The 26,247-nt window shown below is 61.0% G+C and carries 23 protein-coding genes; 14 read left to right on the plus strand and 9 right to left on the minus strand.

Features of this window, described 5'->3' with window-relative positions; genetic code table 11:
• Positions 1-298: 298 nt before the first annotated feature.
• From lptF to pdxJ, 8 genes are all read left to right on the plus strand, one after another.
• Complete coding sequence (gene lptF / locus CAG02_RS21225; protein ID WP_085711668.1) at positions 299-1,420, plus strand: LPS export ABC transporter permease LptF; 1,122 nt, start codon at positions 299-301, stop codon at positions 1,418-1,420.
• The gene (gene lptG / locus CAG02_RS21230) at positions 1,413-2,474 is read left to right on the plus strand and encodes an LPS export ABC transporter permease LptG (RefSeq protein WP_085711667.1); all 1,062 of its coding nucleotides are present in this window, start codon (positions 1,413-1,415) and stop codon (positions 2,472-2,474) included. The genes lptF and lptG overlap by 8 nt, the downstream gene beginning before the upstream one ends.
• A 173-nt stretch (positions 2,475-2,647) precedes the next feature.
• Positions 2,648-4,444, plus strand: coding sequence for a translation elongation factor 4 (lepA, locus tag CAG02_RS21235; protein ID WP_085711666.1), 1,797 nt, complete (start codon positions 2,648-2,650; stop codon positions 4,442-4,444).
• 9 nt (positions 4,445-4,453) lie between these two features.
• Positions 4,454-5,308 (plus strand): signal peptidase I, encoded by an 855-nt coding sequence (lepB, locus tag CAG02_RS21240; protein ID WP_065261873.1) that lies wholly within the window; start codon positions 4,454-4,456, stop codon positions 5,306-5,308.
• 182 nt (positions 5,309-5,490) lie between these two features.
• Positions 5,491-6,180, plus strand: coding sequence for a ribonuclease III (gene rnc, locus CAG02_RS21245; protein ID WP_085711665.1), 690 nt, complete (start codon positions 5,491-5,493; stop codon positions 6,178-6,180).
• A complete protein-coding gene (era, locus tag CAG02_RS21250) occupies positions 6,173-7,075 on the plus strand; it encodes a GTPase Era (RefSeq protein ID WP_011332590.1) in 903 nt (300 codons plus the stop codon). Before rnc ends, era begins: the two co-directional genes overlap by 8 nt.
• A 168-nt stretch (positions 7,076-7,243) precedes the next feature.
• Positions 7,244-7,933, plus strand: coding sequence for a DNA repair protein RecO (gene recO / locus CAG02_RS21255; protein WP_039769514.1), 690 nt, complete (start codon positions 7,244-7,246; stop codon positions 7,931-7,933).
• A 47-nt stretch (positions 7,934-7,980) separates the two neighbouring features.
• The gene (pdxJ, locus tag CAG02_RS21260; protein ID WP_038357694.1) at positions 7,981-8,724 is read left to right on the plus strand and encodes a pyridoxine 5'-phosphate synthase; all 744 of its coding nucleotides are present in this window, start codon (positions 7,981-7,983) and stop codon (positions 8,722-8,724) included.
• A gap of 43 nt (positions 8,725-8,767) precedes the next feature.
• On the opposite strand, the gene mltF is transcribed toward pdxJ, so the two are convergent.
• Positions 8,768-10,228, minus strand: a complete 1,461-nt coding sequence (gene mltF / locus CAG02_RS21265) for a membrane-bound lytic murein transglycosylase MltF (RefSeq protein ID WP_085711664.1) — start codon at positions 10,226-10,228, stop codon at positions 8,768-8,770.
• Between the two features lie 285 nt (positions 10,229-10,513).
• Here mltF and purL point away from each other — a divergent pair, with 285 nt between their 5' ends.
• Together purL and CAG02_RS21275 are read left to right on the plus strand one after the other, a co-directional pair.
• Positions 10,514-14,410 (plus strand): phosphoribosylformylglycinamidine synthase, encoded by a 3,897-nt coding sequence (gene purL, locus CAG02_RS21270; RefSeq protein WP_085711663.1) that lies wholly within the window; start codon positions 10,514-10,516, stop codon positions 14,408-14,410.
• Positions 14,411-14,415: 5 nt separating this feature from the next.
• Positions 14,416-14,727, plus strand: a complete 312-nt coding sequence (locus CAG02_RS21275) for a YqfO family protein (RefSeq protein WP_085711662.1) — start codon at positions 14,416-14,418, stop codon at positions 14,725-14,727.
• A 162-nt stretch (positions 14,728-14,889) separates the two neighbouring features.
• Here CAG02_RS21275 and CAG02_RS21280 read toward each other — a convergent pair whose 3' ends face one another.
• The 8 genes from CAG02_RS21280 to CAG02_RS21320 all read right to left on the minus strand — a co-directional run bounded on the left by CAG02_RS21280 (position 14,890) and on the right by CAG02_RS21320 (position 24,078).
• Positions 14,890-15,105, minus strand: coding sequence for a hypothetical protein (locus CAG02_RS21280; protein ID WP_085711873.1), 216 nt, complete (start codon positions 15,103-15,105; stop codon positions 14,890-14,892).
• Positions 15,106-15,417: 312 nt separating this feature from the next.
• The gene (gene nagE, locus CAG02_RS21285; protein WP_085711661.1) at positions 15,418-17,133 is read right to left on the minus strand and encodes an N-acetylglucosamine-specific PTS transporter subunit IIBC; all 1,716 of its coding nucleotides are present in this window, start codon (positions 17,131-17,133) and stop codon (positions 15,418-15,420) included.
• A gap of 23 nt (positions 17,134-17,156) precedes the next feature.
• Positions 17,157-19,670, minus strand: coding sequence for a phosphoenolpyruvate--protein phosphotransferase (gene ptsP, locus CAG02_RS21290; protein WP_085711660.1), 2,514 nt, complete (start codon positions 19,668-19,670; stop codon positions 17,157-17,159).
• A gap of 35 nt (positions 19,671-19,705) precedes the next feature.
• A complete protein-coding gene (locus CAG02_RS21295) occupies positions 19,706-20,728 on the minus strand; it encodes an SIS domain-containing protein (RefSeq protein WP_139831898.1) in 1,023 nt (340 codons plus the stop codon).
• Positions 20,709-21,815 carry an N-acetylglucosamine-6-phosphate deacetylase gene (gene nagA / locus CAG02_RS21300; protein WP_085711658.1) on the minus strand — a complete coding sequence of 369 codons (1,107 nt, stop codon included), beginning with the start codon at positions 21,813-21,815 and terminating at the stop codon, positions 20,709-20,711. The genes CAG02_RS21295 and nagA overlap by 20 nt, the downstream gene beginning before the upstream one ends.
• Positions 21,816-21,845: 30 nt before the next feature.
• The gene (locus CAG02_RS21305; RefSeq protein ID WP_007954613.1) at positions 21,846-22,577 is read right to left on the minus strand and encodes a GntR family transcriptional regulator; all 732 of its coding nucleotides are present in this window, start codon (positions 22,575-22,577) and stop codon (positions 21,846-21,848) included.
• A 330-nt stretch (positions 22,578-22,907) separates the two neighbouring features.
• Positions 22,908-23,423, minus strand: coding sequence for a murein L,D-transpeptidase family protein (locus tag CAG02_RS21315; RefSeq protein ID WP_085711656.1), 516 nt, complete (start codon positions 23,421-23,423; stop codon positions 22,908-22,910).
• Positions 23,424-23,526: 103 nt separating this feature from the next.
• Positions 23,527-24,078 (minus strand): NUDIX hydrolase, encoded by a 552-nt coding sequence (locus CAG02_RS21320; protein ID WP_085711655.1) that lies wholly within the window; start codon positions 24,076-24,078, stop codon positions 23,527-23,529.
• A 147-nt stretch (positions 24,079-24,225) separates the two neighbouring features.
• Here CAG02_RS21320 and CAG02_RS21325 point away from each other — a divergent pair, with 147 nt between their 5' ends.
• The 4 genes from CAG02_RS21325 (at position 24,226) to CAG02_RS21340 (ending at position 26,148) form a co-directional block, all read left to right on the plus strand.
• Positions 24,226-24,825 carry a CoA pyrophosphatase gene (locus CAG02_RS21325; RefSeq protein WP_085711654.1) on the plus strand — a complete coding sequence of 200 codons (600 nt, stop codon included), beginning with the start codon at positions 24,226-24,228 and terminating at the stop codon, positions 24,823-24,825.
• A gap of 28 nt (positions 24,826-24,853) precedes the next feature.
• A complete protein-coding gene (locus tag CAG02_RS21330; protein WP_034154816.1) occupies positions 24,854-25,378 on the plus strand; it encodes a gamma carbonic anhydrase family protein in 525 nt (174 codons plus the stop codon).
• Positions 25,375-25,584, plus strand: a complete 210-nt coding sequence (locus CAG02_RS21335) for a DUF1289 domain-containing protein (protein WP_085711653.1) — start codon at positions 25,375-25,377, stop codon at positions 25,582-25,584. Before CAG02_RS21330 ends, CAG02_RS21335 begins: the two co-directional genes overlap by 4 nt.
• Before the next feature lie 96 nt (positions 25,585-25,680).
• A complete protein-coding gene (locus CAG02_RS21340; protein WP_085711652.1) occupies positions 25,681-26,148 on the plus strand; it encodes a preQ0 transporter in 468 nt (155 codons plus the stop codon).
• Positions 26,149-26,247: the final 99 nt, after the last annotated feature.

The raw sequence follows: 26,247 nt of genomic DNA on the forward strand, positions 1-26,247 counted from the left end.
CTGAATGAATGGTCAACATGCAGGCGTTCGACGGTGTCCGCCGTCGCCTGCTTATAGAGAGAAGAGGCGCAGGCCAGTGCCTGCGACAGAGGCGGCAGTTTGAACCTCGCTCACCGCGCCTGACAACCCTCGGTTGTACGATCTTCAACGGATTGCACGCTTGCGTGAGTGTGCGCAGTGACAGGCGCCCTCAATCACAGGATAATGCCGCATCTTTTTTCGACGGCTCTGCCTTGCGGGCCTGTCGATACGTTTGCTTGTTTGGCCGCCTTAGCCTGACAACCCTGGAGTGTCTGGTTTGATCGTCTTCCGTTATCTGTCCCGCGAAGTCCTGTTGACCCTGAGTGCGGTAAGCGCCGTGCTGCTGGTCATCATCATGAGCGGTCGCTTCATCAAATACCTTGCCCAGGCCGCTGCGGGCCAGCTCGATCCGGGATCGCTGTTCCTGATCATGGGCTATCGTCTGCCGGGCTTCATGCAGTTGATCCTGCCGCTGGGCCTGTTTCTCGGGATCCTGCTGGCGTACGGCCGGTTGTATCTGGAAAGCGAAATGACCGTGCTGTCGGCCACTGGCATGAGCCAGCAGCGCCTGTTCCGCATGACGCTGTTCCCGGCCACGCTGGTGGCACTGGTGGTGGCATGGCTCAGCCTGAGCCTTGCCCCGCAAGGCGCCAACCAGTTCCAGCTGCTGCTGAACAAGCAGGACGCCCTGACCGAGTTCGACACCCTCGAGCCGGGCCGTTTCCAGGCGTTGCGCGACGGCACCCGGGTGACCTACACCGAAACCCTGAGCGATGACCGGGTCAATCTGGGCAGCGTGTTCATCTCGCAGAAAAACCTCGGCGCCAACCAGGCGGATCGCGGGATTTCCGTGCTGGTGGCCGAAAAAGGCCGGCAGGAAGTCCGTCCCGACGGCAACCGTTACCTGATCCTGCACAACGGCTACCGCTACGACGGCAGCCCGGGACTGGCCAACTACCGTGCCATCCATTACGAAACCTATGGCGTGCTGCTGCCAAAGCCTGATGTCAGCGAGGAAGTCACCGATCGTGACGCGATGCCGACTTCGACCCTGATGGCCAGCGACGACATCCGTGCGAAAACCGAACTGCAATGGCGCCTGTCGCTGCCGCTGCTGGTATTTATCGTGACCCTGATGGCGGTTCCGCTGTCGCGGGTCAATCCGCGCCAGGGGCGCTTCCTCAAGTTGCTGCCGGCGATTCTTCTTTATATGGCTTACCTGACCATCCTGATTGCCGCCCGCGGCGCCCTCGAAAAAGGCAAGATCCCGGCGAGCCTGGGTCTGTGGTGGGTGCACGGGATCTTCCTGGCCATCGGTATCGGCCTGCTGTACTGGGAGCCGCTGCGCCTGAAGCTGGCCAGTCGTCGCAGCGCTGCGCTGGAGGTGGCCCGTGGTTAAACTCGACCGCTACATCGGCAGCAGTGTATTCATCGCGATCATCGCGGTGCTGGCGATCATTCTTGGCCTGGCCACCCTGTTTGCCTTCATCGACGAAATGGGCGACGTCAGCGAAACCTACACGCTGGTCGATGTGCTGAGCTTTGTACTGCTGACCGCACCGCGCCGGCTCTACGACATGCTGCCGATGGCGGCGCTGATCGGTTGCCTGATCGGCCTCGGCAGTCTGGCAAGCAGCAGTGAGCTGACTGTCATGCGCGCCGCCGGTGTGTCCATCGGGCGTATCGTCTGGGCGGTGATGAAGCCGATGCTGGTGCTGATGCTGGCCGGCGTGCTGATCGGTGAATACGTTGCCCCGGCTACCGAGAGCATGGCTCAGGCCAATCGTTCGCTGGCTCAGGGCAGCGGTGACGCACAGAGCGCCAAGCACGGCATGTGGCACCGTCAGGGTGACGAGTTCATCCATATCAACGCCGTTCAACCCGATGGCCTGCTGTATGGCGTGACCCGTTATCACTTCGACAAAGAGCGCCACCTGCAGAGTTCGAGCTTCGCCAAGCGCGCCGAATTCGATGGCAAACGCTGGCAGCTCACCGATATCACCACCACGCTGTTCCACGAGCGCAGCACCGAAGTCGTCAACAAACCGACTGAAGACTGGGATGTTTCCATCAGTCCGGAACTGTTGAATACCGTGGTCATGGCGCCGGAAGCGCTGTCGATCAGCGGTCTGTGGGGGTATATCCATTACCTGGCGGATCAGGGGCTGAGCAATGGTCGTTACTGGCTGGCTTTTTGGGTCAAGGTGTTGCAGCCGCTAGTGACCGCTGCGCTGGTGCTGATGGCGATCTCCTTCATTTTCGGCCCGCTGCGTTCGGTGACCCTGGGTCAGCGAGTGTTCACCGGTGTGCTGGTGGGGTTCACCTTCCGGATCGTCCAGGATCTGCTGGGTCCATCCAGCCTGGTGTTCGGCTTCTCGCCGCTGTTTGCGGTGCTGGTGCCGGCCGGCGTCTGTGCGCTGGCGGGTGTCTGGTTGCTGCGTCGAGCCGGTTGATGAACAAGGTTTCACCCTGGCTTCAACCTTGAAAAACGCCCCGGTCGCCAGATCGGGGCGTTTTTGCATGCAATCCGGGTGACAGGCGAACGTGACGCTTGCGCCGTGTATCAGGTACAATTCCCGGCTATTTTTCGGCGGGCCAAGCCTGCAGCCTTTTTGAGTGTTGATCCGTGAGTGATTTGAGTCATATCCGCAATTTCTCCATCATCGCCCACATTGACCATGGCAAGTCGACGCTGGCTGACCGATTCATCCAGATGTGCGGTGGCCTGGCCGAGCGTGAAATGGAAGCCCAGGTACTGGATTCCATGGAGCTGGAGCGCGAACGCGGGATCACCATCAAGGCCCACAGCGTTACCCTCTATTACAAGGCCAAAGACGGCGTTACCTATCAGCTGAACTTCATTGACACCCCGGGCCACGTCGACTTCACCTACGAAGTCAGCCGTTCCCTGGCCGCGTGTGAAGGTGCCTTGCTGGTGGTCGACGCGGGTCAGGGCGTAGAAGCCCAGTCCGTGGCCAACTGCTACACCGCGATCGAGCAGGGCCTTGAGGTCATGCCGGTACTGAACAAGATCGACCTGCCGCAGGCCGAGCCTGACCGCGTCAAGGACGAGATCGAGAAGATCATCGGCATCGACGCCACCGACGCCGTCACCTGCAGCGCCAAGACCGGCCTGGGTGTCGACGAAGTGCTCGAGCGTCTGGTCGCCACCATTCCTGCGCCGACCGGCAACATCGAAGATCCGCTGCAAGCGTTGATCATCGACTCCTGGTTCGACAACTACTTGGGCGTTGTTTCCCTGGTGCGCGTGCGTCACGGCCGCGTGAAGAAGGGCGACAAGATCCTGGTGAAGTCCACCGGCAAGGTGCACCTGGTCGACAGCGTCGGCGTGTTCAACCCGAAACACACCGCTACCGCTGACCTGAAGGCCGGCGAAGTGGGCTTCATCATCGCCAGCATCAAGGACATTCACGGTGCGCCGGTCGGTGACACCCTGACCCTGAGCTCCACCCCGGACGTTGAAGTGCTGCCAGGCTTCAAGCGCATCCAGCCACAGGTTTACGCCGGTCTGTTCCCGGTCAGCTCCGACGACTTCGAGGACTTCCGCGAAGCGCTGCAGAAACTGACCCTGAACGACTCGTCGCTGCAATACACCCCGGAAAGCTCCGACGCCCTGGGCTTCGGCTTCCGTTGCGGCTTCCTCGGCATGCTGCACATGGAGATCATCCAGGAGCGCCTGGAGCGCGAATACGACCTGGACCTGATCACCACGGCGCCGACGGTAATCTTCGAACTGGTGCTGAAAACCGGTGAAACGATTTACGTCGACAACCCGTCGAAGCTGCCAGACGTGTCGTCCATCGAAGACATGCGCGAGCCGATCGTGCGGGCCAACATCCTGGTTCCGCAGGAGCATCTGGGCAACGTCATCACCCTGTGCATCGAAAAACGTGGTGTCCAGGTCGACATGCTGTTCCTCGGCAATCAGGTCCAGGTGACCTACGACCTGCCGATGAACGAAGTGGTCCTCGACTTCTTCGACCGTCTGAAATCCACCAGCCGCGGCTATGCTTCGCTGGACTACCATTTCGATCGTTACCAATCGGCTAATCTGGTGAAACTGGACGTGCTGATCAACGGCGACAAGGTCGATGCCCTGGCGTTGATCGTGCACCGTGACAATTCGCACTTCAAAGGTCGCCAGTTGACCGAGAAGATGAAAGAACTGATTCCTCGTCAGATGTTCGACGTGGCCATCCAGGCTGCCATTGGCGGTCAGATCGTCGCCCGGACAACCGTCAAGGCGCTCAGAAAGAACGTATTGGCCAAATGCTACGGCGGTGACGTCAGTCGTAAGAAGAAACTGCTCGAGAAGCAAAAGGCCGGTAAGAAACGCATGAAGCAGGTCGGCAACGTGGAAATTCCACAAGAAGCCTTCCTTGCTGTGCTCAGGTTGGAATAGTCAGGTCCTATGTCACTAAATTTCCCGCTGTTGCTGGTTATCGCCGTGTTCGTCTGCGGCCTGTTGGCGTTGCTCGATCTGTTGATCCTGGCACCGCGTCGGCGCGCCGCCATCGCTTCCTATCAGGGCAGCGTCAGCCAGCCTGATGTGCTGGTGGTGGAGAAGCTGAACAAGGAACCGCTGCTGGTCGAATACGGCAAGTCGTTCTTCCCGGTGCTGTTCATCGTGCTGGTGCTGCGTTCGTTCCTGGTGGAACCGTTCCAGATTCCGTCCGGCTCGATGAAACCGACTCTGGACGTCGGCGACTTCATTCTGGTGAACAAGTTTTCTTACGGGATCCGCTTGCCGGTGATCGACAAGAAAGTCATCGAAGTCGGTGATCCGCAACGCGGCGACGTGATGGTGTTCCGTTATCCGAGCGACCCGAACGTCAACTACATCAAGCGTGTGGTTGGTCTGCCGGGCGACACGGTGCGTTACACCGCCGACAAGCGTCTGTTCGTCAATGGCGAGTCGATTGCCGAGCAACTGGTCGGCTCCGAGCCGGGCACCCTCGGCAGTGCGGAACTCTACAAGGAAAAACTCGGTGCCGCCGAGCACCTGATCCGCAAGGAAATGAGCCGCTACCGCGCCACGCCGGACCATACCTGGACCGTGCCGGCCGGGCACTACTTCATGATGGGCGACAACCGCGACAACTCGAACGACAGTCGCTACTGGGATGACCCGAACATTCCCAAGGATCTGCTGGGCATGGTTCCCGACCAGAACATCGTCGGCAAGGCCTTCGCGGTCTGGATGAGCTGGCCGGAACCGAAACTCAGCCACCTGCCGAATTTCTCGCGGGTCGGCCTGATCAAGTAAACAATCACGGCGCTGTTGACCACAGCGCCGAATGCATTTCTGGCGTCGGCACAACCGGCTCCGGGGCATGAAGCCACGATATTCAGGACGTCATTTTTGAACACAGCGTTAATTGTCCCAGGCCTGCGCCGTATCCCGGCGATGGCGGTGGAATCCAGCCACGAACTCAGCGTGGTCAAACCGTGAGCGTTTCTCTCAGCCGTCTCGAGCGTCAGCTCGGTTACACCTTCAAGGACCAGGAACTGATGGTCCTGGCCCTTACGCACCGCAGTTTTGCCGGACGCAACAACGAGCGTCTGGAATTCCTCGGCGATGCGATCCTCAACTTCGTCGCCGGTGAAGCCCTGTTCGAGCGCTTCCCGCTGGCCCGCGAAGGTCAGTTGTCGCGTTTGCGCGCACGTCTGGTGAAAGGCGAGACCCTGGCGGTGCTGGCCCGTGGTTTCGATCTGGGCGAATACCTGCGCCTGGGTTCCGGTGAGCTGAAAAGCGGCGGTTTCCGTCGCGAGTCGATTCTGGCCGATGCCCTGGAAGCGCTGATCGGCGCGATCTACCTCGATGCCGGCATGGAAGTCGCCCGCGAGCGCGTCCTGGCCTGGCTGGCCGGCGAGTTCGAAGGCTTGACGCTGGTCGACACCAACAAGGATCCGAAGACCCGCCTGCAGGAATTCCTGCAGTCGCGCGGTTGCGAGCTGCCACGCTACGAAGTCGTGGATATCCAGGGCGAGCCGCACTGCCGTACCTTCTTCGTCGAGTGCGAAGTTGTCCTATTGAATGAAAAAAGCCGGGGTCAGGGTGTGAGCCGTCGTATTGCCGAACAGGTAGCGGCCGCCGCAGCACTGATTGCCCTGGGTGTGGAGAATGGCAATGACTGATACAAACGCAACTCGCTGTGGCTACGTTGCCATCGTCGGCCGTCCGAACGTGGGCAAGTCCACGCTGCTGAACCACATCCTCGGCCAGAAGCTCGCGATCACCTCGCGTAAGCCGCAGACCACTCGCCACAACATGCTCGGGATCAAGACCGAAGGCGACGTGCAGGCGATCTACGTCGACACTCCCGGCATGCACAAGGGCGGTGAAAAGGCCCTGAACCGCTACATGAACAAGACCGCTTCGGCGGCGTTGAAAGACGTTGACGTGGTGATCTTCGTAGTGGACCGCACCAAGTGGACCGAAGAAGACCAGATGGTCCTGGAGCGCGTGCAGTACGTGACCGGCCCGCTGATCGTCGCGCTGAACAAGACTGACCGTATCGAGGACAAGGCCGAGCTGATGCCGCATCTGTCCTGGTTGCAGGAACAGCTGCCGAACGCGCAGATCATTCCGATTTCGGCGCAGCAGGGGCACAACCTCGACGCGCTGGAAAAAGTGATCGCCGATCACCTGCCGGAGAACGATCACTTCTTCCCGGAAGACCAGATCACCGACCGCAGTAGCCGCTTCCTCGCCGCCGAACTTGTGCGCGAGAAGATCATGCGCCAGCTCGGCGCCGAGCTGCCGTACCAGATCACCGTGGAAATCGAAGAGTTCAAGCAGCAGGGTGCAACACTGCACATCCATGCGTTGATCCTCGTCGAGCGTGACGGCCAGAAGAAAATCATCATTGGCGACAAGGGCGAGCGCATCAAGCGCATCGGCACCGAGGCGCGCAAGGACATGGAACTGCTGTTCGACTCCAAGATCATGCTCAACCTGTGGGTCAAGGTGAAAGGCGGCTGGTCCGACGATGAGCGTGCGCTGCGTTCGCTGGGTTACGGCGACCTGTAACACCGGTTTTTTGCGATATCAAAGAACCCCCTGTGGGAGCGGGCTTGCCCGCGAATGCGCAGTATCAGTCGACATATACTTTGACTGATTCACCGCTTTCGCGAGCAAGCCCGCTCCCACAGTAGTTTTGGGTTGTGTGTAAAACTGCATTTCGTCATCGAGAATTCAATGTCGCAAAGCCCACCTCCCGCCCAACCCGCCTACGTCCTTCACTCCCGTGCCTACCGCGAAACCAGCGCCTTGGTGGATTTCCTCACGCCGCAAGGTCGGTTGCGGGCGGTGTTGCGCAGCGCGCGGGGCAAGGCAGGAACACTGGCGCGACCATTCGTGCCGTTGGAAGTGGAGTTTCGCGGCAAGGGTGAGTTGAAGAATGTCGGTCGCATGGAAAGCGTCGGTAACGCGACGTGGATGGTCGGGGAGGCACTGTTCAGCGGTCTCTATCTCAACGAGTTGCTGATCCGCCTGCTGCCAGCCGAAGATCCGCATCCGGCGGTGTTCGATCATTACGCCGCCACGTTGCTGGCCCTCGCCGAAGGCCGGCCACTGGAACCTCTGCTGCGCTCTTTCGAATGGCGCCTGCTCGACGACCTCGGCTATGGCTTCTCCCTGAACACCGACATCAATGACGAGCCTATCGCAGCGGACGGCCTCTATCGCTTGCAGGTGGACGCCGGACTCGAGCGGGTCTATCTGCTGCAACCCGGTCTGTTCAACGGCACCGAGCTACTGGCCATGGCCGAAGCCGACTGGTCTGCCCCGGGCGCTCTGTCTGCCGCCAAGCGTTTGATGCGTCAGGCATTGGCCGTGCATCTGGGCGGTCGTCCGCTTGTCAGTCGCGAGCTGTTTCGCAAGCCCTGATCTCACCGTATGCTGTGCGCCGAATCTTTCCCTTCAGGAGCGCATCCGTGACCACCAGCAATCGCATTCTTCTTGGCGTGAACATCGACCACGTCGCCACCCTGCGTCAGGCTCGGGGCACACGCTATCCGGATCCGGTCAAGGCTGCGCTGGACGCGGAAGAGGCGGGTGCCGACGGCATCACCGTGCACCTGCGCGAGGACCGTCGCCACATTCAGGAGCGCGACGTGCTGCTGCTCAAGGATGTGCTGCAAACCCGCATGAACTTCGAAATGGGCGTCACCGAAGAGATGATGGCGTTCGCCGAGCGCATCCGTCCGGCGCACATCTGCCTGGTACCGGAAACCCGTCAGGAGTTGACCACCGAGGGCGGTCTGGACGTGGCGGGGCAGGAAGAACGCATCAAGGCGGCGGTGGAGCGTCTGTCGAAGATCGGCAGCGAAGTGTCGCTGTTCATCGACGCTGACGAGCGGCAGATCGCTGCTTCGAAACGAGTCGGCGCTCCAGCTATCGAGCTGCACACCGGGCGCTATGCCGATGCTGAAACACCGACAGAAGTGGCCGAAGAGTTGAAACGTGTGGCGGACGGCGTGGCGTTTGGTCTGGCCCAGGGCCTGATCGTCAATGCCGGTCACGGTCTGCACTATCACAACGTTGAAGCTGTGGCGGCGATCAAGGGCATCAACGAACTGAACATCGGTCACGCGCTGGTGGCGCATGCGTTGTTCGTCGGCTTCAAGTCGGCGGTTTCGGAGATGAAGGCGCTGATCCTGGCGGCCGCCAAACACTAAGCATCAACACAGACACTGTGGGAGCTGGTTCCCGCAGTGTTTATCAGAGCGGCGGGTTTTCCTGCGCCGGTTTGGACTTGTCGATCCCCGGCACATGCAGATTGCCTTCGGCGACCTGATCGCCTTCAAGCTGCGGCTGAGTCACCCAGGTCAGGATGTCGTAGTAGCGACGGATGTTCGCCACGAAATGCACCGGCTCGCCGCCACGGGCGTAGCCATAGCGGGTCTTGCTGTACCACTGCTTCTGCGACAGGCGGGGCAGCATCTTCTTCACATCCAGCCACTTGTCCGGGTTCAGGCCTTCCCGGGACGCCAGTTTGCGCGCGTCATCCAGGTGGCCGCTGCCGACGTTGTAGGCAGCCAGTGCAAACCACGTACGATCCGGCTCCTGGATCGAGTCATCCAGTTGATCCTTCATGTAGGCCAGGTACTTCGCGCCGCCCATGATGCTCTGCTTCGGATCCAGGCGGTTGGAAACGCCCATGGCCTGCGCAGTGTTCTGGGTCAGCATCATCAGACCGCGTACGCCGGTCTTCGAAGTGACGGCCGGTTGCCACAGCGATTCCTGATAACCGATGGCCGCGAGCAGGCGCCAGTCGACTTTCTCTTTCTTGGCGTAGGTCTTGAAGTGCTGTTCGTACTTGGGCAGGCGTTGCTGCAAATGCTGGGCGAAGGTCGTGGCGCCCATGTAGCCGAGGACATCGACGTGGCCGTAGTAGCGGTCCTTCAGGCGTTGCAGGGTGCCGTTCTTCTGCACCTTGTCCAGATAGCTGTTGATCTCGTTGAGCAGGCTGTTGTCTTCGCCGGCGGCCACCGCCCAGCTCTGGCTGCGGGCATCGCCGAGGTCGAAGGCGACGCGGATGTTGGTGAAGTAGACCTGGTTCATCGCCACTTCGTTGGAGTCAACCAGGGTCAGGTCGATCTGGCCTTCATCGACCATGCGCAACAGGTCGACCACTTCGACGGCGTCGGACTCTTCGTATTCGATCCCGGGATATTTCTGTTTCAGCTCGGCGAGCTGGTCGGCGTGGGTGCTGCCCTTGAGCACCATGATCTTTTTGCCGACCAGCTCACTGGCGTCGGTCGGCCGGGACTGGCCGTTGCGATAGATGATCTGCGGGGTGACTTCGAGGTAGGAATGGGAGAAGCGCACCTGCTTCTTGCGCTGTTCACTGCTGACCAGACCGGCGGCGGCCAGTACCGGGCCGTTGGGTTTGCCGATCTGGTCGAACAGGTCGTCGAGGTTGTCGGCGGTCTCGATCTTCAGTTCCACCCCCAAATCGTCGGCGAAGCGCTTCACCAGCTCGTATTCGAAGCCGGTCTCGCCGCTGCGATCCTGAAAGTAGGTGGCGGGGCTGTTACGGGTGATCACCCGCAGCACACCATCCTCCTTTACGCGCTCGAGTGTGTTGGGTTTATCAACACAGCCACTGAGCATCAGGAAGAGTCCGGTAGCGATCAGCCATTTGGCGTACCGCGGACGCAAAGCCGTTGGGGAAAACATGTGCGCAGTATACGCAAAGCGCAACGGGCGCCATATCTCGACAGTGGAGGGGTAGTCTGCTAGCGATTGAAAAAGCGCCCGCAACCCCGCAGGAATGGGGCCGGACAGCATTTTGTGACAGAAAAAATAAGCTGTTGTCCCGCAGGCTTTAAATCTGACTTCAGAGGCAGAAACACAGATTGAGGTCCGAGTGCAACCGTGCGTAGCGTTTCGGGTGATGTTGAGGGCGGTTTAGGCTAGAATGCACGGCCTCAAAGCACACCCCTTCCCGAGGCTGTCCCGAAGATGTTGATCCTGCGCGGCGCTCCTGCCCTTTCTGCCTTTCGCCACAGCAAACTCCTTGAGCAACTGAGCCAGAAGGTTCCAGCTGTCAGTGGCCTGTATGCTGAATTCGCTCACTTCGCCGAAGTCACCGGCGTCCTGACCGGCGACGAACAGCAGGTGCTTGCGCGCCTTCTGAAGTACGGTCCAAGCGTTCCGGTACAAGAGCCGACCGGTCGTCTGTTCCTGGTGTTGCCGCGTTTCGGCACCATCTCGCCATGGTCGAGCAAGGCCAGCGACATCGCCCGCAACTGCGGCCTGAGCAAGATCCAGCGCCTGGAGCGCGGTATCGCGTTCTATGTGGCCGGTCAGTTCAGCGACGCTCAGGCGCAGCAGATCGCAGACGTATTGCATGACCGCATGACCCAGATCGTTCTGGGCAACCTCGAACAGGCTGCCGGTCTGTTCAGCCACGCCGAGCCGAAGCCGCTGACCGCCATCGACATCCTCGGCGGTGGCCGCGCCGCGCTGGAGAAGGCCAACGTCGAGCTGGGCCTGGCCCTGGCCGAAGACGAAATCGACTACCTGGTCAACGCCTTCAACGGTCTCAAGCGCAACCCGCACGACATCGAACTGATGATGTTCGCCCAGGCCAACTCCGAGCACTGCCGCCACAAGATCTTCAACGCCAGTTGGGATATTGACGGCGAGAGCCAGGAAAAAAGCCTGTTCGGCATGATCAAGAACACCTATCAGATGCACAGCGAAGGCGTGCTGTCCGCTTACAAGGACAACGCTTCGGTGATCGTCGGCAACGTTGCCGGCCGCTTCTTCCCGGATCCGGAAACCCGCCAGTACGGCGCGGTGCAGGAGCCGGTGCACATCCTGATGAAGGTCGAAACCCACAACCACCCGACCGCGATCGCTCCGTTCCCGGGCGCGTCCACCGGTTCCGGTGGCGAGATCCGCGACGAAGGTGCAACCGGCCGTGGCGCCAAGCCGAAGGCCGGCCTGACCGGTTTCACCGTGTCGAACCTGCAGATCCCGGGCTTCGAGCAGCCGTGGGAAGTGCCGTACGGCAAGCCTGAACGCATCGTCAATGCGCTGGACATCATGATCGAAGGTCCGCTGGGCGGCGCCGCGTTCAACAACGAATTCGGTCGTCCGGCCCTGACCGGCTACTTCCGTACCTTCGAACAGTCGATCACCACTCCGCACGGTGACGAAGTTCGCGGTTATCACAAGCCGATCATGCTGGCTGGCGGCATGGGCAACATCCGTGAAGAGCACGTCAAGAAAGGCGAGATCGTCGTCGGCTCCAAGCTGATCGTCCTCGGCGGCCCGGCGATGCTGATCGGTCTCGGCGGCGGCGCTGCTTCCTCGATGGCCACCGGCACCAGCTCGGCAGATCTGGACTTCGCTTCTGTTCAGCGTGAAAACCCTGAAATGGAACGTCGCTGCCAGGAAGTCATCGACCGTTGCTGGCAGTTGGGCGACAAGAACCCGATCAGCTTCATCCACGACGTGGGTGCGGGCGGTCTGTCCAACGCCTTCCCGGAGCTGGTCAACGACGGCGACCGCGGTGGCCGTTTCGAACTGCGCAACATTCCAAACGACGAGCCGGGCATGGCCCCGCACGAAATCTGGTCCAACGAATCCCAGGAACGTTATGTTCTGGCGGTCGGCCCGGCCGACTTCGAGCGCTTCAAGGCCATCTGTGAACGTGAGCGTTGCCCGTTCGCTGTCGTTGGTGAAGCCACCGCCGAGCCGCAACTGACCGTGACCGACAGCCACTTCGGCAACAACCCGGTGGACATGCCACTGGAAGTGTTGCTGGGCAAGGCGCCGCGCATGCACCGTTCGGTGGTTCGCGAAGCCGAGCTGGGCGATGACTTCGATCCGTCGAACCTCGACATCGCCGATTCCATCGAGCGCGTCCTGCATCACCCGGCCGTGGCGAGCAAAAGCTTCCTGATCACCATCGGCGACCGCACCATCACCGGCCTCGTGGCCCGTGACCAGATGGTCGGCCCATGGCAGGTTCCGGTGGCCGACGTGGCCGTCACCGCCACCAGTTTCGACGTCTACACCGGTGAAGCGATGGCAATGGGCGAGCGCACTCCGCTGGCGCTGCTGGACGCTCCGGCGTCGGGCCGCATGGCCATCGGCGAAACCCTGACCAACATTGCCGCCTCGCGCATCAACAAGCTCTCCGACATCAAACTGTCGGCGAACTGGATGTCCGCTGCCGGCCACCCGGGCGAAGACGCGCGTCTGTACGACACCGTGAAAGCGGTCGGCATGGAACTGTGCCCTGAACTGGGCCTGACCATTCCGGTGGGCAAGGACTCCATGTCCATGGCCACCCGCTGGAACGACAATGGCGAAGACAAGACCGTCACCTCGCCGATGTCCCTGATCGTGACCGGTTTCGCGCCAGTGGCTGACATCCGTCAGACCCTGACCCCGGAACTGCGCATGGACAAGGGCACCACCGACCTGATCCTGATCGATCTCGGTCGCGGCCAGAACCGCATGGGCGCCTCGATCCTCGCGCAGGTTCACGGCAAGCTCGGCAAGCAGGCTCCGGACGTCGACGACGCCGAAGACCTGAAAGCGTTCTTCGCAGTGATCCAGGGCCTCAACGCCGACGGTCACCTGCTGGCGTACCACGACCGTTCCGACGGTGGTCTGCTGACCTCCGTGGTGGAAATGGCCTTTGCCGGCCACTGCGGCCTGAGCCTGAACCTCGACAGCGTTGCGGAAAACGCCGCTGAAATCGCCGCCATCCTGTTCAACGAAGAACTGGGTGCGGTGATCCAGGTTCGCCAGGACGCCACGCCGGACATCCTCGCGCAATTCAGCGCGGCCGGTCTGGGCGACTGCGTTTCCGTGATCGGTCAGCCGATCAACAACGGCCAGATCAACATCACCTTCAACGGTGACACCGTGTTCGAAGGCCAGCGTCGTCTGCTGCAGCGTCAGTGGGCCGAGACCAGCTACCAGATCCAGCGTCTGCGCGACAACGCTGACTGCGCCCAGCAGGAATTCGACGTGCTGCTGGAAGAAGACAACCCGGGCCTGAGCGTCAAGCTGAGCTACGACGTCAACCAGGACATCGCCGCGCCTTACATCAAGAAAGGCATTCGCCCACAGGTTGCCGTGCTGCGTGAGCAGGGCGTCAACGGTCAGGTGGAAATGGCGGCCGCGTTCGACCGCGCCGGTTTCAACGCGATCGACGTGCACATGAGCGACATTCTGGCCGGCCGTGTCGACCTGAACGAGTTCAAAGGTCTGGTGGCCTGCGGTGGTTTCTCCTACGGCGACGTTCTCGGCGCCGGTGAAGGCTGGGCCAAGTCCGCACTGTTCAACAGCCGTGCCCGCGATGCGTTCCAGGGCTTCTTCGAACGTAACGACAGCTTCACTCTCGGCGTGTGCAACGGTTGCCAGATGATGTCCAACCTGCACGAGCTGATCCCGGGCAGCGAGTTCTGGCCGCACTTCGTGCGCAACCGCTCCGAGCAGTTCGAAGCGCGCGTGGCGATGGTGCAGATCCAGGAATCGAACTCGATCTTCCTGCAGGGCATGGCCGGTTCGCGCATGCCGATCGCCATCGCTCACGGTGAAGGCCATGCCGAATTCGAAAGCGAAGAGGCACTGCTCGAAGCCGATCTGTCCGGTTGTGTGGCGATGCGTTTCGTCGACAACCACGGCAAGGTCACCGAAGCCTACCCGGCCAACCCGAACGGTTCGCCGCGCGGGATCACCGGCCTCACCAGCCGTGATGGCCGTGTAACGATCATGATGCCGCACCCGGAGCGTGTGTTCCGCGCCGTGCAGAACTCGTGGCGTTCGGAAGACTGGAACGAAGACGCTCCGTGGATGCGCATGTTCCGTAACGCTCGTGTGTGGGTGAACTAAGCGCTGTGTACAAGCTCGCGTTTTTTGTTCCCGACAGCCATGTCGAGGTGGTCAAGGGCGCTGTATTCGCTGCCGGTGGCGGGCGGATTGGTGACTATGACCACTGTGCGTGGCAGGTGCTTGGTCTGGGCCAGTTTCGACCTTTGGATGGCAGTCAGCCGTTTATTGGTGAGGCGGGGCGGGTTGAGCGGGTCGAGGAGTGGAAGGTTGAGCTTGTCGTTGGTGATGAGTTGATTCGCGCGGTAGTGGCGGCTCTTAAGTTGAGCCATCCTTACGAGACGCCGGCTTATGAGGTTTGGCGGTTGGAGGAGTTTTGATCTTCTGGCCGCAAAAAAGCCGCTACCCTGATGCAAAGCGGTTTTTTTCGAACGCTGTCTAGTCCTGAATAAGGTTTACACCTATTTCAGGACTAGACACGCCTACATTTGGTTGGAAACCGTTCGCTATTAGGGCAAAAAATCTCATTGAAACGAATATGCCTAGGGAGCACTGTCCTTCTCATTATTCTTTGCCAAAGTAACGATGTTGTTCAGTGCGTCCGTTAGTGGACTAGATTGATCAGGTAGAGGATTAGCAGGAGCAGCAAAAGCAGCACTAACGCCGAATTTCTCCTCGAATGCCTTAACCATCTCTTTTAATTCAACTTCGGACATTGCACTCACAGCTTCTACAATTTCTTCTTTAGAAACTGGCATGAAGGTGACCTCCAGAGCTTTGTCTGCGGTGCAGACACACATCTAGATCTTGAAACCTGTCGAACTAAATTTAACCTGTAAAAAATGACAGTTTTTTAGAGTTTATAATTATATGCGGGAAAGCTAACGGTTATTTGCATCTAGTTGGCAGCGATACAGGGAAAGATCTAAAAAACTGAATATACGGGATGGAGGTTGAAACAACGCAATCTACAGCGGTATTTAAAGAACAAGCCTGTTGAGCATTCGATGATCAACAGGCTCTCAGGCTTTTTGTTTTTCAGTTTGAATATATGGATGGGGATCAGCGAACTAAACCTTCGCACTCACCTCACTCCGATTAACCAACCCCTCCAGCGCCGCACTCAAGCTCTGCGCCCGCTCGCCCACCAGCAGGTGCCAAACACCATCCTCCAGTGCGCTCACACCCAGACATCCAAGCTCTTTCAATCGGCTTTCCGACAACATCTTGCCATCGGCCAGTTGCAGGCGAATCCGGCTCATGGCGATGCAGTCGAGTTGCAGCACGTTGTCGCTTCCGCCCAGAGCAGTCAGCCACTGTTGTGCCAACGGTGTGGCTACCGTTACGGGTTCGATGGTTTCGATGACGGCAACAGGTGCCGCCACTACGGCACGCCCCAACGCCGGCATCGCCAGTCGAATCTCATCAGCAATGCTGTCGGCCATCGGCCCGACGACCACCTGCAAACTCCCACCCTTGCCCGGACGCACAACAGCCATCGCACCCAGCGCTTTCAAGTCAGCATCAGACGCCTTGTTGCGATCAACCATTTCCAGTCGCAACCGCGTGGTGCACGCGCCGACGGTGACCAGATTCTCCGCGCCACCGAGTGCCTTGATGTAAGCGCCGGCACGTTCGTTTTCGGTCAGGACCGCTTTGTCGGCGGTGGCAACGTCTTCACGCCCCGGCGTCTTCAGGTTGAAGCGGCGGATACAGAAATCGAACACCGCGTAATAGATGACCGCATAAGCCAGGCCTACCGGAATCACCAGCCAACCGTTGGTGGAACGTCCCCAACCCAGCACCATGTCGATGAAACCGCCGGAGAAGGTGAAGCCCAGATGAATGTTCAAGGCGTTGGTGATTGCCATCGACAGGCCGGTCAGCAGCGCATGCACCAGATACAGCAACGGTGCTAGGAACATGAAGGCGAATTCGATGGGTTCGGTGACGCCGGTCAGGAACGAGGTCAGGGCCATCGACAGGAAGATCCCGCCCATCACCTTGCGCCGTTCCGGCAGGGCGTTGCGGTACATCGCCAGGCACGCGGCGGGGAGGCCGAAGATCATCATCGGGAACATGCCGGTCATGAACTGGCCGCCCTTCGGATCACCTGCGAAGTAGCGTGAAAGGTCGCCAGTCACCAGCGCACCCGTGGTTGGGTCGGTGAAGTTGCCGAACACGAACCACGCCATGTTGTTGAGGATGTGGTGCAGGCCGGTGACGATCAGCAGGCGGTTGAACACGCCGAAGACGAAGGCGCCGAAGCTGCCGCTTTCCATCATCAGGCTGCCGAAGCTGTTGATGCCGTGCTGGATCGGCGGCCAGATGTAGCCGAACACCACGCCCAGACCGACCGCCGCGAAACCGGTGACGATCGGCACGAAACGCCGGCCGCCGAAGAACGCCAGGTACTCCGGCAGCTTGATGTCCTTGAAGCGGTTGTACAGCGCGCCGGCCATCAGGCCGCTGACGATCCCGGCGAGCATGCCCATGTTGATGCTGGCGTCGAGCACCTTCAGGGTGGAGATCATCACGAGATAGCCGATCACCCCGGCCAGACCTGCGGTGCCGTTGTTGTCCTTGGCGAAGCCCACCGCGATGCCGATGGCGAAGATCATCGCCAGGTTGGCGAAGATCACCTGGCCGGCGTCGTGGATGATCGCGATGTTCAGCAGGTCAGTGTCGCCCAGGCGCAGCAGCAGGCCGGCGATCGGCAGGATCGCGATCGGCAGCATCAGCGCCCGGCCGAGGCGTTGCAGGCCTTCGATGAAGAGTTGGTACATGGCGTTTGTCCTTGTTGTTTTTGTTAGCGCAGAGGCCAATGTTGATGACAGGCATGACGCACCGCGGCGGCGCTGCTCAGCTTGAGCAAGTCCCGGGCGAGGCGTTGGCATTCGGCTTCGTGCAGCTGGCGCACGCGATCCTTGATTTCACCAATTTGTACCGGGCTCACCGACAGTTCGGTCACGCCCAGACCGATCAACACCGGCGTCGCCAGCGGATCGGAAGCGAGGGCGCCGCATACGCCGACCCAACGCTTGTGCACCGCCGCGCCTTCGCAGGTCATGGCGATCAGGCGCAGCAGCGCCGGGTGCAAGGCATCGACCCGTGCGGCGAGGCCGGCGTGGTCGCGGTCCATGGCCAAGGTGTATTGCGACAGGTCGTTGGTGCCGATGGACAGGAAGTCCGCGTGTTCGGCCAGTTGTTCGGCCTGCAGCGCAGCGGCCGGGACTTCGATCATCACGCCGATTTCCGGACGTTGATTGATGCCCAGTTCCAGGCACAGCGCATCGACCCGCTGGCGGATGTGCAGCAGTTCGTCGACTTCGGTGACCATCGGCAACAGGATCCGGCAGCGCTGCAGCGGGCTGACTTGCAGCAGGGCGCGCAGTTGCTGATCGAGGATTTCCGGGCGGGCCTGGGCCAGGCGAATACCGCGCAGACCGAGCACCGGGTTGGCCTCCACTGGCAGCGGCAGATAGTCGAGTTGTTTGTCGCCACCGACGTCGATGGTGCGGATGATCACCGACTTGTCGCCCATGGCATCGATCACCGCTTGATAGGCGGCGCGCTGTTCTTCGACATCCGGCGCGGTGTGGCGATCGACGAACAGGAACTCGGTGCGCAGCAGGCCGACGCCATCGGCGCCGTTGGCAAACGCATCCGCCGCTTCATGGCTGGAGGCGACGTTGGCGACCACTTCGATGGCCACGCCGTTGCGGGTTTCAGCCGGCAGATGGGCTTTGGCTTGCTGGGCATCGCGACGTTGCTGACGGTCGATTTGCGCTTGTTGGACTTCGGCCAGGCGCTCGGTGTCCGGTGTCAGTTCGAGGCGTCCGCCGTCGGCATCGAGCACCACCGATTGGCCTTGCGTTTGATCAAGCAGCGCCGAGCCCAGTGCGACCATGCACGGCAGGCCTTTGCCCCGGGCCAGAATCGCCACGTGGGAAGTCGCGCCGCCTTCGGCCATGCACAAGCCGGCGACACCTTGCGCGCTCAGTTGCAGCAGGTCCGACGGCGTCAGTTCGTGAGCGGCGACGATGGCACCGGCCGGCACTTCGTAATGCCAGGCTTCACCGAGCAGCGCGCGTAGCACCCGTTGTTTCAAATCGCGCAGATCGTTGGCGCGCTCAGCCAGCAATGGGCTGCCGGTGTTTTGCAGCACTTCGCATTGCACGTCGATGGACTGACTCCAGGCGTGAGTCGCCGCAGTGCCGGTTTCAATCGATTGCTGCGCGGCGTCAAGCAGGGCCGGGTCTTCCAGCAATGCGAGGTGCGCGGCGAAGATCGCTTCTTCGTCGGCGTTGCGCTGTTTTTTCGCCTGGGCGAGTGTGCCGTCGATTTCGCTGCGAACCTGATTCAGCGCCGTATCGAGGATCTGCAATTGTTGCTCGGGCTGATGATTGCCTGTATCCGTCGGCAGGCTGATCGCGTTCAGGCGAAACAGCGGCCCGCCGACCAAGCCCGGTGCAGCGCAAACACCGTGCAACACGCCGGCCTCGGCCGGGCGATTGCGCGGCGCGGCAGCAACCGGTGCAGCGGCGTGATGATCCTCCGGCAGGGCGGTGGCCAAGGCAGTGAGCAAGGCTTGCAACGCCGCTTGCGCGTCGGAACCCTGGCAACTGACTTGCACTTCGTCCTGTTCGCCAATCGCCAGGCCCATCAAACCGATGAGGCTGTTGCACGGTGCCGATTTGCCGGCGAAATGCAGCTGCGACTGACTCTTGAAGCCTTGCGCCGTCTGGCGAATCAACGCCGCCGGACGCGCATGCAGACCGCCACGATGGGCGACCCGCACATGACCGTAAACTTCCGGGCCGCCGGATTCTTCCGCATTCGCCGCCGTGCTGTGGCGGGCGACGATGTGCAGCAGCGGTTCGCCGACCTTCACCGTTTTCAGAGTGATGGGACGCGCCTGGAAATCCTGGCTGTTGGTCAGGATCAACAGGCTGACCAGGCTTTTGCACTGGCGGCCGACCTTGTCCAGGTCATAGCGCAGCAATGGCTGGCCACTGCTGACCCGGGTGCCCTCCTTGACCAGCATCGAGAAACCTTCGCCCTGCAACTCGACGGTATCGAGCCCCAGGTGCAGGAGGATTTCTGCGCCGTTGTCGGCACGCACGGTCAGCGCATGGCCAGTGCGGGCGACGTGGATCACCAAGCCGGCGCAAGGCGAATAAAGTGTGTCGTTCAGCGGATCGATGGCAATGCCGTCGCCCATCGCGCCGCTGGCGAACACCGCGTCCGGAACTTTGGCGAGCGTGAGCACCGGGCCGCTGAGCGGGGCGCTTAAAGTCAGCTCTTTATTGTTGTTGTGCATGGCTCGGTCTCATCAGGAAAACGTTCGGTTCGGACTCAGTGCGTACGGGTGACTTTGCTCAGATGGCGCGGCTGATCCGGGTCCATGCCACGTGCCACGGCCAGGTTGGCGGCCATCACGTAGAAGCTCTGGATCGCCAGGATCGGATCGAGCGCCGGGTGTTCGGCACGGCTCAGGGTCAGGTCGCGTTCGAGCACATCATCCGGCGCCGCCAGCAGTACACGGGCACCACGCTGACGCATTTCCGCCGCCAGGCTCAGCAGGCCGGCCTGCTCGGCGCCGCGCGGGGCAAACACCAGCAAAGGGTAGTTGGCGTCGATCAGGGCCATCGGGCCGTGACGCACTTCGGCGCTGCTGAAGGCTTCGGCCTGGATCGCCGAGGTTTCCTTGAATTTCAATGCGGCTTCCTGGGCGATGGCAAATCCGGCGCCACGGCCGATCACCATCAGGCGCTCGCAATCGCGCAGGGCGTCGATGGCCGGGCTCCAGTCCTGTTGCGCGGCATCACGCAAGCCTTCGGGCAAGGCGTTATGCGCCTCCAGCAATTCGCCGTCTTCTTTCCAGTGGGCGATCAGGCGTGCGCTGGCGCTGAGGGTGGCGATAAAACTCTTGGTCGCGGCGACGCTGCTTTCGGTGCCGGCCAGCAGAGGCAGGCTGAATTCGCACGCGGCCTCCAACGGCGAATCGGAGGCGTTGACCATCGACACGCTCAAGGCGCCGCGCTTGCGCAGCAGACGCAGGCTGTTGACCAGATCCGGGCTCTGGCCCGACTGGGAAAACGCGAACGCGACCTGGCCGCTGACCTTCAACGGCGCCTGCTGCATGGTCACCACCGACATCGGCAGCGATGCCACCGGAATCCCCAGTTGCTGCATAGTCAGGTAGGCGAAGTAGCTCGCCGCATGATCGGAACTGCCACGGGCGACGGTCATCGCCACTTGCGGCGGCTGACGACGCAGGCGCCCGGCGATCTCGATCATCGAAGCATCGAGCTGTTGCAGTTGGGCTTGCACGGCCTCGAACGAGGACAGCGCCTCCTCAAGCATTTTTGAAGTCAATGTCTTCTCCTTCGACCATGACGGCGGTCAGTGTGAGTGAGCGATCCAGCCGCACGCAGTCGGCCCAGGCGCCAGGTGCAAGGCGCCCGCGTTCGGTGATGCCGAGGTAGTCGGCGGGGAATTGCGAAAGACGTTGCGAGGCCTCGGCGATCGGCAGACCGATCTTCACCAGATTGCGCAGGGCCTGATCCATGGTCAGGGTGCTACCGGCCAGCGTGCCGTCCGGCAGGCGCACGCCGCCCAGGCATTTGGTGACGGTGTGGCTGCCCAGCTTGTACTCGCCGTCAGGCATGCCGGCGGCGGCGGTCGAATCGGTGACGCAATACAGGCACGGAATCGAGCGCAGGGCCACGCGGATCGCGCCGGGGTGCACGTGCAGCAAGTCCGGGATCAGTTCGGCGAATTTGGCGTGGGCCAGTGCCGCGCCAACGATGCCCGGTTCGCGGTGATGCAGCGGGCTCATGGCGTTGTACAAGTGGGTGAAACTGGTGGCGCCGGCCTCGAGAGCGGCGACACCTTCTTCGTAACTGCCGAGGGTGTGGCCGATCTGCATGCGGATGCCTCGGCGGCTCAGTTCACGAATCAAACCGCCGTGACCGGCGATTTCCGGGGCGATGGTGATCACCCGGATCGGTGCCAGTGCCAGATACTCTTCAACTTCGGCCATCAATGCGGTGTGGGCAAAGTTCGGCTGCGCGCCGAGTTTGCCGGGATTGATGTACGGGCCTTCGAGGTGAACGCCGAGTACCCGGGCGGCGCCTTTCGGACGCTGCTCGCAGAATTCCCCGACATCCTTGAGCACGCTGGCAATCTCGGCACTCGGCGCGGTCATGGTGGTGGCCAGCAGCGAGGTGGTGCCGAAACGCACGTGGGTTCGGGTGATGGTCTCGAAGGCGCTGGTGCCTTCCATGATGTCTTTGCCGCCACCGCCGTGAACGTGCAGGTCGATGAAACCCGGTAGCAGGTAAGGCAGGTCGTTGTCCGCCGGATCGCAGGGCACGCCTTCGATGGACACGACTCTGCCGTGTTCGTGGATCAGCCGGCCGCGAATCCAGCCGTCAGCGGTGAGGATGTTGTCTTCGGACATTTCGCTTCTCTCGTTTGGCCTGGCTGCCGGTCAGCGGCGCAGCTCTGCAACAAAGTCGTAGTAGTCGTTGCGGCAATAGGTGTCGGTGACTTCGATCGGCGTGTTGTCTTCCAGGTAGCCGACCCGGGTCATCAGCAGCATCGCGGTGCCGGGGGCGATGCCGACCAGCGCGGCGAACTCGTCCGAGGCGTTGATCGCCTGGATGTGCTGCAAGGCGCGCACGATCGGCTTGCCGATGCTGTCGAGGTGTTCGTAGAGCGAATCGCCCACCACTTGTGGCTTGGGCATGATCGAGGCGGGCAGGGTGCTCATCTCGATGGCCATCACCGTGTCGTCGGCCTTGCGCAGGCGTTTCATGCGCGCGACCTTGTCGTTCGGCGACAGGCCGAGGCGGATCAATTCTTCGTGGGTGGGCAGGGTGATTTCACGCTCGAGCCATTGCGAGCTGGGCACGAAACCCTTGAGACGGAGCATTTCGCTGAAACCCGACAGACGCGACAGCGGTTGTTCAAGGCGCGGAGTGATGAAGGTGCCGGAACCTTGCAGGCGGCGGATCAAACCTTGATCGAGCAGGACTTCCAGGGCCTTGCGCGCGGTGACCCGGGAAATCCCCAGCATCTCGCTGAGATTGCGCTCCGACGGCATCGCCTGTTCGGCTTTCCACTGGCCGGCATGAATCGCCGCTTCCAGGTTGCGCGCCAGTTGCAGGTACAGCGGCGTCGGCTGGGAGTCGTCAGGGCGCAGGGCGTGGAGATCGTTCATGCAGGCACTTCCGGAGCTGATATTGAATTGTTGTCGCTCGCTGTTTCGGCGAAAACTAATACCACTTGAATACCATGTCAACGCAGTGGAAATGCCTCTGGTCCTTTGGAATCGGGTGTTTGAGGGCGGGTGGTTTCAAGTGGTATTAGAGGTGGGTGCTGAAATGCAAAAGATCGCAGTCTGCGGCAGTTCCGGCGGGTGAAAGTGGTATCACCGTTCAGGCGTTGCCGCAGGCTGCGATCTTTTGTATTTATTTTTTTGCGGGCGACCAATGGTCAGGGGGAAGGGCCGCTTCGCGGCCCGGGGAGAGCAGGTGCCCTGGTGACAGAATCAGGGGCGGATTTCGATCATCGTGCCGTCCGGCACCAGGTTCCAGACTTCGCGCATGTCGACGTTGCGCATGGCGATGCAGCCGTCGGTCCAGTCCAGGGTGTGGAACAGGTTTTCCGGGTTCTCTGCGGAATCCGGCGTGCCGTGGATCATGATCATGCCGCCGGGCTCGACGCCTTCGCGGCGGGCGCGGGCGGAGTCGCTGATGTTCGGGTAGGAGATGTGCATCGACAGGTTGAATTTGTCGCTGGTCTTGCGCCAGTCGATCCAATAGAAACCTTCGGGTGTGCGTTTATCGCCTTCAATCAGTTTCGGACCTTTCTTCGCGCCCTTGCCCAGGGAAATGCGATAGCTCTTGAGCGGTTTGCCGTCGGCGATCAACTGCAGTTGATGAGCCGATTTGAGCACCAGTATTTTTTCGATGAGCGGGGTGTTCGAAGGCGTCACGGTGGTCACGAACGACGCTTGGGAGACGGTGACGAACGACAGGCAAAACAGGGCAAGCAACCAGCGCATTGAAACGATTCCCCAGAAGGTGATGCAGATAATTTATTTATAGATCTTATGCAGGCGCTGTCGCGGGCTGCGCACGCGGGTTATCGGCCGGCTGGCGCTGAAATCAAGTGATGGCCGGTTGAGCGAGCGGCGGAATCGATTCCGAGCGCACGGGGTAAGTCTCGGCGCGGCGGTCAGCGAAGAAGCATTCTAAGGTACGGCCCACCGTGCGGAAAGCCAGCTCGTCCCATGGAATCTGCGCTTCGTCGAACAGTTGCACTTCGAGACTCTCGGGGCCGGCGGAAAAATCCAGGTCTGTTAGCTCGGCACGAAAGAACACATGCACCTGACTGATGTGCGGCACGTCGATCAGGGTGTAGATGCTCAGGTTGCGCACCCGGGCGCAGGCTTCCTCGGCGGTTTCGCGGATGGCAGCCTGTTCGATGGTCTCGCCGTTCTCCATGAAACCGGCGGGCAGCGTCCAGTAACCGAGACGTGGCTCGATGGCGCGGCGGCAGAGCAGGACTTTACTGCCCCAGGTCGCTACACAGCCGGCCACGATATTGGGGTTCTGGTAGTGAATGGTCTGACAGCTGTCGCAGACAAATCGCAGCCGCGAGTCGCCTTCGGGAATGCGCTGGGTCACCGGGTTGCCGCACTGGCTGCAAAATTTCATGCTGGGGTTCCTGAATGCTGCGCCTATCTTGGCGTGCAGCGGTGTCAGTCGGCAAGTTGTCGTTTCGCGACATGACCCCTGTTCAGGGCTTGGGCGGTCGCATTGATTGGTGCATGATGCAGGGCAAGGCACAGATCGAGAACACTTATGCTGGACGAGCTACTGCACCGGGTAAGCAATCACACGCCGCGCACGCTGGAGACCGACACGCGTTTCCCCGAGGCCGCCGTCCTGGTGCCGATTACTCGCAGTGACGAACCCGAGCTTGTCCTCACCCTGCGCGCCAGCGGGCTCTCGACCCACGGTGGCGAAGTCGCCTTTCCCGGTGGCAGGCGCGACCCGGAAGACCCGGACCTGATCTTCACCGCGCTGCGTGAAGCCGAAGAGGAAATCGGCCTGCCACCCGGCCTGGTCGAAGTGATCGGCCCGCTCAGCCCGCTGATTTCCCTGCACGGCATCAAGGTCACGCCGTATGTCGGGGTGATTCCCGACTTCGTCGAATATCAGGCCAATGATGCCGAGATCGCTGCGGTGTTCAGCGTGCCCCTGGAATTCTTCCGCAAGGACCCGCGCGAACACACCCACCGCATCGACTATCAGGGTCGCAGTTGGTACGTGCCGAGCTATCGTTACGGCGAATACAAGATCTGGGGGCTGACGGCGATCATGATCGTCGAGTTGATCAACCTGCTCTATGACGCCAAAATCAGCCTGCATCGACCGCCAAAAAGCTTTATCAATACCTGAAGCCATCGTGAGCCCTGAGGAAAACAAGATGAAATATCGCCTGGGCGACGCCCGCGTCGAAACCCATCCGCAGAGCTGGGTCGCCCCCAACGCCGTGCTGGTGGGCAAGGTCAAGCTGGAAGAGGGCGCCAACGTCTGGTTCAACGCCGTGTTGCGCGGCGACAACGAACTGATCCTGATCGGCAAGAACAGCAACGTGCAGGATGGCACGGTGATGCACACCGACATGGGCTTTCCGCTGACCATCGGCACCGGCGTGACCATCGGCCACAACGCCATGCTTCACGGTTGCACGGTCGGCGACTACAGCCTGATCGGCATCAACGCCGTCATCCTCAATGGCGCGAAAATCGGCAAGAACTGCATCATCGGCGCCAATTCGCTGATCGGTGAAGGCAAGGAAATTCCCGATGGTTCGCTGGTGATGGGCTCGCCGGGCAAGGTGGTGCGCGAACTGACCGAGCCGCAGAAAAAGATGCTCGAAGCCAGCGCCGCGCACTATGTGCATAACTCCCAGCGCTATGCGCGCGATCTGGTCGAGCAGGAAGAATGACAACCCCGGAAAGACCCGTCGCCTCGCCGTGCGTGAGCATTTGCGCGCTGGACGAGGATGACATTTGCACCGGTTGCCAGCGCGCGGTCGAGGAAATCACCCGCTGGAGCCGGATGACCAACGACGAGCGGCGGGTGGTGCTCGGGTTGTGTCATGAGCGGGCGAAGGCGAGTGGATTGATTTGGATGATCCCTGCCAAGCGCTGATGCTTGTCTGGCGTCAGGTGTATACAATTTGCTCCCCGACTTGGCCGGACTCTCCTCCTCAAGTAACCTGTGCGCCAATCTGACAGGTCGCTCCCCATGATTTTCCTCATTGCCTACATCAGCAGCGTCGTGCTGATCAACTTTGCGTTCTCCACCGCGCCGCACCTGGACATCATCTGGTCTGCCTGGGGCGGGCTGGTGTTCGTGCTGCGCGACATGGTGCAGATCCGTTTTGGCCATGGCGCGATTGTGGCGATGCTGGCGGCGCTGGTGCTGTCCTATGTCACCTCCGATCCATCGATCGCGCTGGCCAGTGCCACGGCGTTCGCGGTGTCCGAGTGCATTGACTGGCTGGTGTTCAGCATCACCAAGCGTCCGTTGCGTGATCGTCTGTGGATCAGTTCGGCGCTGAGCATTCCCCTCGATACCTTCATCTTTTTCGGCATGATCGACCTGCTGACGCCGCCGGTGATCATCACCGCCCTGGCCTCGAAGTTCGCCGGTGTGACTGCGGTCTGGCTGATCATGGCCTGGCGCGATCGCAAACAGGCTGTCGCCGGCTGAAGCCAAACCCTCAGGTTCATGTAAAATGCCGCGCTTTCTCCCCATGGAAAGCGCGTCTGGCGTTGCTTTCCTCGATGATCCGCTTCTTTGAGGACCTGA

The sequence above is a fragment of the Pseudomonas sp. R43(2017) genome (assembly GCF_002112345.1).
GTDB lineage: Bacteria > Pseudomonadota > Gammaproteobacteria > Pseudomonadales > Pseudomonadaceae > Aquipseudomonas > Aquipseudomonas kribbensis.